Origin of the sequence: Falsiroseomonas oryziterrae (genome assembly GCF_021864505.1) — a bacterium.
Classification (GTDB): domain Bacteria; phylum Pseudomonadota; class Alphaproteobacteria; order Acetobacterales; family Acetobacteraceae; genus Falsiroseomonas; species Falsiroseomonas oryziterrae.
The window spans coordinates 1-8,958 of record NZ_JAKJIB010000151.1; the positions used below are offsets into that span (position 1 = coordinate 1).

General features: G+C 71.9%; 9 protein-coding genes and 1 pseudogene. 7 read left to right on the forward strand and 3 right to left on the reverse strand.

The annotated features are described in order from the left end of the window. Positions 1-355, forward strand: a pseudogene (locus tag L2I40_RS13200) (MFS transporter); the annotation flags it as partial. Here L2I40_RS13200 and L2I40_RS13205 read toward each other — a convergent pair. Next, positions 342-941, reverse strand: coding sequence for a cytochrome b (locus L2I40_RS13205; protein ID WP_237215423.1), 600 nt, complete (start codon positions 939-941; stop codon positions 342-344). The pseudogene L2I40_RS13200 and the gene L2I40_RS13205 overlap by 14 nt on opposite strands. 60 nt (positions 942-1,001) lie before the next feature. Between L2I40_RS13205 and L2I40_RS13210 the strand changes: the two genes are divergently transcribed. From L2I40_RS13210 to L2I40_RS13220, 3 genes are all read left to right on the forward strand, one after another. Then, positions 1,002-1,700 carry a TenA family protein gene (locus L2I40_RS13210; protein WP_237215424.1) on the forward strand — a complete coding sequence of 233 codons (699 nt, stop codon included), beginning with the start codon at positions 1,002-1,004 and terminating at the stop codon, positions 1,698-1,700. Between the two features lie 414 nt (positions 1,701-2,114). After that, positions 2,115-2,708, forward strand: a complete 594-nt coding sequence (locus tag L2I40_RS13215) for a hypothetical protein (RefSeq protein WP_237215425.1) — start codon at positions 2,115-2,117, stop codon at positions 2,706-2,708. After that, entirely contained in the window at positions 2,705-3,151 is a 447-nt protein-coding gene (locus L2I40_RS13220; protein WP_237215426.1) for a hypothetical protein, read from the forward strand. Before L2I40_RS13215 ends, L2I40_RS13220 begins: the two co-directional genes overlap by 4 nt. Here L2I40_RS13220 and L2I40_RS13225 read toward each other — a convergent pair. After that, on the reverse strand, positions 3,133-4,116 hold the full coding sequence (locus L2I40_RS13225) for a ketopantoate reductase family protein (protein WP_237215427.1): 984 nt from the start codon (positions 4,114-4,116) through the stop codon (positions 3,133-3,135). The two genes, L2I40_RS13220 and L2I40_RS13225, sit on opposite strands and share 19 nt — an antisense overlap. Positions 4,117-4,220: 104 nt before the next feature. Further along, entirely contained in the window at positions 4,221-5,420 is a 1,200-nt protein-coding gene (locus L2I40_RS13230; RefSeq protein WP_237215428.1) for a M20 metallopeptidase family protein, read from the reverse strand. 111 nt (positions 5,421-5,531) lie between these two features. Between L2I40_RS13230 and L2I40_RS13235 the strand changes: the two genes are divergently transcribed. The 3 genes from L2I40_RS13235 to L2I40_RS13245 all read left to right on the forward strand — a co-directional run bounded on the left by L2I40_RS13235 (position 5,532) and on the right by L2I40_RS13245 (position 8,833). Further along, a complete protein-coding gene (locus L2I40_RS13235; RefSeq protein ID WP_237215429.1) occupies positions 5,532-6,509 on the forward strand; it encodes a Bug family tripartite tricarboxylate transporter substrate binding protein in 978 nt (325 codons plus the stop codon). Between the two features lie 236 nt (positions 6,510-6,745). Then, complete coding sequence (locus L2I40_RS13240) at positions 6,746-7,306, forward strand: hypothetical protein (RefSeq protein ID WP_237215430.1); 561 nt, start codon at positions 6,746-6,748, stop codon at positions 7,304-7,306. A gap of 24 nt (positions 7,307-7,330) precedes the next feature. After that, complete coding sequence (locus L2I40_RS13245) at positions 7,331-8,833, forward strand: tripartite tricarboxylate transporter permease (RefSeq protein ID WP_237215431.1); 1,503 nt, start codon at positions 7,331-7,333, stop codon at positions 8,831-8,833. Positions 8,834-8,958: the final 125 nt, after the last annotated feature.

Below are 8,958 nucleotides of genomic sequence, written 5' to 3' on the forward strand. Positions count from 1 at the left end.
GGTGATGCTGGCGGGCGCGGCCCTGCTCGCGGCCGGGACGCTGCTCGGCGCGCTGGCCGGCGTGCCCGCGCTCGGGTGGCTGCTGCCGCTCTGGGCGCTGCTCGGCTTCGGCAACGGGCTGGTGCTCACGCCGACGGGGCGGCTGCTGCGGGCGGCCGCGCCGCCGGGCGAAGGGCCCGGACTCTTCGCGGCGCAATTCGCGCTCAGCCATGCCTGCTGGCTGCTCACCTATCCGCTGGCCGGCTGGCTCGGCGCGGCGCATGGCACGGGGGCGGCCTTCGCGGTGCTCGGGCTGCTGGCGGCGGCCGGGCTGGCGCTGGGGGCGGTGGTCTGGCCGAGGATCAGAGCATCCTGAGCAGCGTGCCGTCCTTGCGCAGCGCGTGGTGGTAGATCGCGCCGCCGATGTGCAGCGCGAGCAGCACGGGCAGCGACCAGCCGATCAGGCTGTGCCCCCAGTGAAGCGCGATGGCCAGGCTTTCCCAGGGCTCCATGAATTTCGGCAGGTCGATGAAGCCGAGGAAGGCCGTCGCACCCTGCATCGGGAAGCCATAGGCGTTGGTGGTGAGGAATCCGAGGATCGGCTGGATGATCAGCGCGGCGTAGAGCGCGTGGTGCACGCCGGACGCGGCGCGGCGCATCGTGGGTGGGATGTGATCCGGGAGCGCCGGCGGCGCGCTGAAGCCGCGCCAGGCGAGCCGCAGGATGGCGACGAACAGGATGATGAGGCCCGTGCTCTCGTGCAGCGCGTAGAAGGCCATCTTCACGTCGTCCTTCATGAAGCGGATGACGAGGCCGGTCGCGATGGCGAGGAACATCAGCGGCACGGTGATCCAGTGGAACCACTTGGCGAGCGCGGAATACTGGCCGTCCGGGTGCAGCACGTCCTGGCCGCGGATCGGCTCGAGCGCGGCGCGGGCGACGGCGGCGGGGGGATGGTCCATCGGTCTCTCCCGTGAGCCCTGCCAATATGGCATGAGCCGCGGCCTGGAGGAGATGGCGGAATGAGCGCTACGGATTGGCCGGAGTTTCGCGCGGCGCATCCCGGCGCGCGGCCGACCGAGTGGCTGCGGGCCTGCGCCGAGCCGGACTGGAGCGCGGCCACAGGGCACCGCTTCGGCGTGGAGTGCAACGCGGGCGCGGTCGAGCCCACGGTGATGCGCCGCTACCTGGTGCAGGACTACCAGTTCATCGGGACCTTCGTGGCGCTGCTCGGGCGCGCGATCCACACCGCGCCGACGCTGGCGGACCGGCTGCCGCTCGGGCGGTTCATGGGGTTGGTGTGCTCGGAGGAGAACACCTATTTCGTGCGATCCTTCGACGCGCTCGGCGTGCCGGATGCGCTGCGCCGCGACCCGCCGCTGTCGGACGCCGCGCGCGGTTTCCGCGACCTGATGCGCGAGGCGGCCGAGAGCCCGCATCATGCCGACCAGCTGGCGGTGCTGTGCGTGGCGGAGTGGGTCTATCTGAGCTGGGCGCGCCCAGCACGCGACACGCGGCCTGCCGAGCCCTTCTGGTGCGCGGAATGGGTGGATCTGCATGCGAGCCCCTATTTCGAGGGCTTCGTGGAGGGGCTGCGCGCGGCACTGGATCGCGAGGTGGCGGCGCTGGATGACGCGGGGCGCGCGCGGGTGCGGGCGCTGTTCACGCGCGCGGCGACGCTGGAGCGGGCGTTCTTCGACAGCGCGTATGAGGGCGCGTAGCGGCGTGGTGCGGGTGGAGGCGTTGCGCTGAGTCACGAACCCCCACCCCGCCCCTCCCCCGTCAACGGGGGAGGGAGTCTGCTGGCGGCGCATGCGGATTGGAGCCTGGATCCGCGCAAGCGGTGGATCTGCGTCGCGCGGCGCGGCGCGCGCGGCTGGGGGGCGGAGGCGCCGCGGCTGGTCGGCGACACCGACGCGCTGATCCCAGAACTGATTGCGGACGGCGGGCCGGCGGCGCTCGGGCTCGACCTGCCGCTCGGTGTACCGCGGGGCTGGGCGGCGGGGCGGGCGGAGCCCGATTTCCCGGCGCTGCTGGCGGGGCTGGCGCGCGATCCGGGGTTCTTCGAGGTCAGCGCGACGCTCGGCACCGTCTCGGCGGCGCGGCCCTTCTATCCGGCGCGCGGGGTGAAGGGGATGACGCGGGCGAGTCACGCGGCGGCGCTGGGACTTTCCTGCGCCGCGGATCTGTCGCGGTGGTGCGACCGTGCGACCGCCGCGCGGCCGGCCGGCGCGCCGGTGTTCTGGACGCTGGGTGCCAACCAGTCGGGCAAGGCGGCGATCGCGGCGTGGCGGGACTGGCTCGCGCCGAGCCTCGCGGCGGGCGCGCCGGTGTCGCTCTGGCCCTTCGCCGGGCCGATCCACACGCTGCTCGCGCCCGGGCGCGTGGCGATGGCCGAGGTCTATCCGGCCGAGGCGCTCCGGCAACTGGGCTTGCGCATGCCCGGCAGCAAGCGGGCGCAGGCGCCGCGGCTCGCGCTGGCGGATGCGCTGCACGCGGCGATGGCGCGGCTTTCCGTGCGGCCGTCGCGCGCGCTGTCGGCGATGATCGCGGACGGGTTCGGCGCGGATGCGGCGGGCGAGGACCGGCTGGACAGCGTGCTCGGCCTGCTCAACCTCGTCGCCGTGCTGGAGGGTGCGCGGCCGGACCATGTGCCGGACGATCCCTGGGTGCGGCGCTGGGAGGGCTGGGTGCTGGGACAGACCGACCTGCCGCGGGAGAGCGCATGATCTTCGAGGACGACGCCGCGCTGGAGGCGCATGTGGCGGCGCTGCTGGATGCGACACTGCCGAAGGCGCGCTGGACGCATGCGGGGCACCTGGCGGCGACGGCCGGACTGATCCTGCTGCGGCCGGGGATGGATGCGGGCCAGGCGCTGCCGGGGCTGATCCGGCGGCTGAACGAGAGCCATGGCGTGCCGAACAGCGACACGCGCGGCTACCACGAGACGATCACTCGCTTCTTCCTCGCCGCGATCCGCGACGCCCTGTCGAAGGACGACCGCACGCTGCCGCCGCATGCGCGGGTGAATGCGCTGCTCGCCGGGCCGCTCGGCGCGGGGAAGCGGGTGATGGCGCCGCATTGGTCGGAGGGCGTGCTGTTCTCGCCCACGGCGCGGCGCGGCTGGGTTGCGCCCGACCTCGCGCCGCTGCCCTACGCGATGGGCGGATAGAGGCCCTTCGCGCGCGCGGCCTGCTTCGCGAGCGCGACCAGCAGGTCGAGCTGCGGCGTCGGCACGCCGGCAATCCGCGCGAGCTTCAGCGGCAGGCCGAACAGCGTGTCGAGCTCCATCGGGCGGCCGAGCTCCAGGTCCTGCAGGATCGAGGGCTTGTGCGCCATGGTCGCGTTGCGCACGCGCTCCGAACTCTCGGGCGGCAAGGGGCGGCCGAGCGCGGCGGCGATCGCCCTGCCCTCCTCCGCGCTGCGCCAGGCGGCCTCGCGCAGCAGCGGGTCGGCATAGGTGTCGCGCACGCCCATGCGCGTGAGGATGCAGAGCGGACCGGAGCCGAGATTGCCGAGCAGCTTGGCCCAGACCTCGGTGCGGATGTCGGGCGAGACGGACGCGGTCATGCCGCCGGCCTCGAGGGCGGCGGCGATCGCCTTCGCACGGTCGGTGATCCGCCCGTCGGGCTCGCCGAGGATCAGCCGGCTGTTGCCGCGCTCGCAATGCACCACGCCGGGCGCCGAGACCTCGGAAGCCGAATAGACGACGCCGCCGAGCGTGCGCGCGATTCCGACGGCGTGGCGCAGCGCGTCGCCGGGATCGGCCTCGGGCAGGCGCAGCCCGTCATGCGGGCCGCCATGGTGGTCGAAGTACCACCAGGGGATGCCGTTCATGACGAAGAGCACCGGCGTGTGGGGGCCGAGCAGCGGCGCGATGCCGGCGGCGACGGAGGGCAGCGCGGGCGTCTTCACCGTGACGATCACCGCGTCCTGCGGGCCGAGGTCGGCGGGGTTGTCGGTGGCGGGGATGCGGGCCTCGACGACGCCGTCGGGCGTGTGGACGGTGAGGCCACTGGCCTTGATCGCGGCGAGATGCGCGCCGCGCGCGATCAGCGAGACCCGCGCGCCGCCGCGATGCAGCCGGGCGGCGACGTGGCCGCCGATCGCGCCGGCGCCGTAGATGGTGAGTTTCATGGTGCCTCAGGCGCCGGGACGATGCTGCGCTGATTCACGAACCCCCACCCCGACCCTCCCCCGCAAGCGGGAGAGGGAGCCGGACGGCGCGGGTGGGAGGCGCGTCACGACAGCATCTCGACGGCGGCGCGGGTCAGGGCCTGGACGCCGAGCGGGATGCAGCGCTCGTCGGGCTGGTAGCCGGCATTGTGCAGGCGGTCGTCGCGGCCGGGCGCGCCGCTGCCGATGCGCAACTGGAAGGCGGGCGCGCGGGCGGCGAATTCGGCAAAGTCCTCGGCGCCCATGCTGGGCTCGCCCTCGTCCACCACCTCCCCGAATTGCGCGCGCACGGCGGCGAGCGCGGGCTCCAGCACGCGGTCGTCGTTCACCAGCGGCGGCACCTTGCGCTGGTAGTCGAGCGTGCAGCGCACGCGCATCGTCGCCTGCAGCCCTTCGGCCAGGCGCCGGATCGCGGCCTCCGCGGCGTCGCGCGCGTCCGCATGCAGGGTTCGCACCGTGCCCTTCAGATGCACGCGCTCGGGGATGATGTTGTAGGTGGTGCCGCCCTGGAAGCTGCCGATGGTGACGACGGCGGGGTGGATCGGCTTGATCTCGCGGCTCACCACCGTCTGCACCTGCGCGACGAAGGCCGAGGCCGCGACGATCGGGTCCACCGCGGCATAAGGATGCGCGGCATGGCCGGACTTGCCGCGGATCTCGAGATCGAAGCGGTCGGAGGCGGCGAGGCAGGCGCCACGCGCGAAGCCGAAGCGGCCGACCGGCATGTCAGGCTGGTTGTGGAAGCCGAGCGCCATGTCCACGCCATCCGCCGCGCCGTCGGCGATCATCGCGGCCGCGCCCTCCAGCACCTCTTCCGCCGGTTGGAAGACCAGCAGCACGCGGCCCGCCAGCATCGGCGCGAGGTCCTTCAGCAGCGCGCCGACGCCGAGCAGCGTCGCGGTGTGGATGTCGTGCCCGCAGGCATGCATCTTCCCTGGAATGGTAGAGGCGTAGTCGAGGCCGGTCTCCTCGTGGATCGGCAGCGCGTCCATGTCGGCGCGGATGGCGAGCGTCGGGCCTGGCCGCCCGCCCTCGATCACGCCGAGCACGCCGGTGCGGCCGAGGCCGGTGCGGTGCGGAATATCCAGCCGCGCGAGTTCGGCGGCGACGATGCCCGCGGTGCGTGTTTCCTCGAAGGCGAGCTCGGGATGCGCGTGGATGTCGCGGCGCAGCGCGACGAGGTGCGGTGCGAGGCGCTCGGCGGCGTCGCGGATGCGGCGTCCGGGATCGTTGCTGCGGTCGTTCGGCAGGTCGGGCGGGGCCATGCAGGGCAGTCTCGGGTGAAGAAGTGGTCATGGCAAGGCGAGCGGCCGGCACCCGGCTTGCAAGTGTCTGAAAGCGCGTGCCATACGCCGTGGCAACGTCCGGGACCGTACATGACGCACCAGATTGCGCGACGCTCCGCCCTTCTCGCCGTGCCCGCCCTGCTGGCGGCGCCCGCGGCCCTGCGCGCGCAATCCTGGCCGAACGGCCCCGTCCGCATCGTCGTCCCCTTCGCGCCCGGCGGCAGCACCGATCTCTCGGCGCGCTTCCTGGCGGACGGGCTGGCGCAGCGCCTCGGTGTCCCCGTGCTGGTCGAGAACCGCCCGGGCGCGGGCGCGACCACCGGCAGCCAGCTGGTCGCCGACGCGCCGCCCGACGGGCAGGTGCTGGTGATGAGCAACATCGCGAGCCACGCGATCAGCCCGCATCTGTACCGCAACCTGCGCTACGACGCGGTGCGCAGCTTCACCCACATCGCGATGGTCATCACCAATCCGTCGGTCTGGGTGGTGAACCGGGACAGCGGCATCACGAACCTGCAGGAGCTGGTGCGGATGGCGCGCGGACGGCGCGGCGGGCTCGACATGGCCTCCTCCGGCTCCGGATCGTCGAACCACCTGCTGATCGTGCGCTTCGCGCAGCAGGTGGGCATCGAGTACACGCATGTCCCCTTCCGCGGCGCCGGCCCGGCGATGACGGCGGTGATCGCGGGCCAGGTGCCGATGATGTCGGACAGCCTGCCGTCGGCGGCCGGACACATCCGCCAGGGCAGCGTGCGCGCCATCGCGATGTCGAGCGACGCGCGCCATCCCGCCTTCCCCGACGTGCCGACCTTCCGCGAGCAGGGCTTCGACCTGGTCAGCACGTCGTGGTTCGCCCTCTCGGGCCCGGCCGGCATGGCGGCGCCGGTGGTGGAGCGGATCCATCGCGAGGTGATGGCGGTGATCTCGACGCCCGAATCGCGCGCACGCTTTGCCGAGCTGGGCGGCAGCCCGGGCGACATGACGCCCGATGCCTTCGCCCGCTTCGTGGCGGAGGAACTCGATCGCTGGGGGCCGGTGGTGCGCGCCTCCGGCGCCACAGTGGATTAGGCCGGGAACGGGCCGGACGCTTGCGTCGGTCGGGTGGCGCATGCGAGACGGCGCGCTGATGTCGCTCACGGTTGCGTGAGGGACGGGTTTGTGGAGGAGCGGGCGGAGGGGTAACGAGGCGGCGACAGACCGCCGGGGACGCCACCGGGCCGGAGCGGACGGACGGGTGCCGGCGTGAGCCGGCTGGGGACGAGGGTGCGATGCGACTGAATACCAAGGACCTGATCGGAGGAGGCATGCTCCTCCTCCTCGCGCTGATCGGCCTCTGGCTGAACCAGGACCATACGCTCGGCACGGCGCGGCGGATGGGGCCGGGCTACATGCCGATGCTCACCTTCTGGCTGCTCGGCGGGCTCGGCGCGATCGTGATGATCGCGGGGCTCTTCAACGGTCCCGACCCGCTGGACCGCTGGACGAAGCTCGAGATCATGGCGGTGCCCTTCGGCATCCTGGCCTGCTTCGTCATCTACCCGATCGCCGCCGCCGTCGGCTTCTCCGGCTGGTATCCGCTCGGCTTCGGGCTGCTCGCGGGCTGCCTCGCGGTGTCGATCGCACCGGGCTGGCGGCCGATCGGCCTCGTCCACGCCGGCATGGCCATGTTCGGCCTGATGCTCGAGCAGTTCGGCCTGATGGCGTCGATCGTCGCGACCGTCGCGGTGGCCTCGCTTGCCGAGCCGACGCATCGGGTGAAGGGCGTGGTCGGCATGATCATCTTCCTCTGCGTGCTCTGCTGGTGGGTGTTCATCCGCGAGCTCGACATCCGCGTGCCGCTCTGGCCCGTGTTCCTGGTCCGCTGACGCGCCGACGCGGAGAGATCGAAAATGGACCTTCTCATCACCAACCTGGCGCACGGCTTCAGCGTCGCGCTCAGCTTCGAGAACCTGCTCTTCGCGCTGCTCGGCTGCGTCATCGGCACGGCGATCGGCGTCCTGCCGGGCATCGGCCCGGTGGCCACCATCTCGCTGCTGCTGCCGATCACCTTCGGCCAGCCGGCGACGACCGCCATCATCATGCTCGCCGGCATCTACTACGGCGCGCAGTATGGCGGCTCCACCACCTCGATCCTGCTGAACCTGCCCGGCGAGGTGTCCTCGGTCGTCACGACGCTCGAGGGCTACAAGATGGCCCGCAAGGGCCGCGCGGGCGCAGCACTCGCCACCGCGGCGATCGGCAGCTTCTTCGCCGGCACCGTCTCCACCCTGCTGGTGGCGGCCTCCGGCCCGCTGCTCACGCAGGTGGCGCTGAGCTTCGGCCCCGCCGACTACTTCTCCCTGATGCTGCTCGGCCTGATCATCTCGGCGGTGCTCGCGCAGGGCTCGGTGATCAAGGCGATCGGCATGGTGGTGCTCGGCGTCGCCCTCGGCCTCGTCGGCACCGACGTGCAGACCGGCCAGCAGCGCTTCACCTTCGGCATCCCGGAACTGTCGGACGGCATCGGCTTCGTCTCGATCGCGATGGGCATGTTCGGCATCGCCGAGATCATCCTGAACCTCGAGCGGCCTGAGTCGCGGAACGTGCTGTCCTCCAAGGTGGGCAGCCTGTTCCTGACGAAGGAAGAGTGGAAGCGCGCCACGCCGTCGGTCCTGCGCGGCACGGTGCTCGGCTCCGCGCTCGGCATCCTGCCGGGCGGCGGCGCCTCGCTCGCGGCCTTCGGCAGCTACATGATGGAGCGCCGCGTGTCGAAGGGCCGGCACGAGTTCGGCACCGGCGCGATCGAGGGCGTGGCGGGTCCGGAAGCTGCGAACAATGCCGCCGCCCAGACCAGCTTCATCCCGCTGCTGACCCTCGGCATCCCGGCCAACGCGGTCATGGCGCTGATGGTCGGCGCGCTGATCATCCAGGGCATCCAGCCGGGCCCGCGCATGGTGGAAGCGCAGCCCGACCTCTTCTGGGGCCTGATCGCGTCCATGTGGATCGGCAACCTGATGCTGCTGATCATCAACCTCCCGATGATCGGCATCTGGGTGAAGCTGCTGCAGGTGCCCTACAAGTTCCTGTATCCGTCGATCCTGATCTTCTGCTCGATCGGCGTCTACTCGATCAACAACAACGTCTTCGACGTCTACCAGACGCTGCTGTTCGGCATCTTCGGATATCTCTGCAGCAAGCTGCGGCTGGAGCCGGCGCCGATGCTGATCGGCTTCGTGCTCGGCCCGATGATGGAGGAGCATCTGCGGCGCGCCATGCTGCTGTCGCGCGGCGATCCCTCCGTCTTCATCGAGCGCCCCATCTCGGCCACGCTGCTTGGTATCGGCGCGATCGCGCTGCTGACGATGCTGCTGCCCAACATGCGCAAGAAGAAGGAAGAGGCGATGGCGGGCTGACGCCCGCCCCAGCGAAATCCCCGCGACAACGCTGCGCGTTGTCGCGGGGGCCCCGGATTGGCGCCGATCCTTCCGGCTCCGGTCCGGCTGCCTTGGCGAAGCCAAGGCAGGGCAGCGCGGGGCGG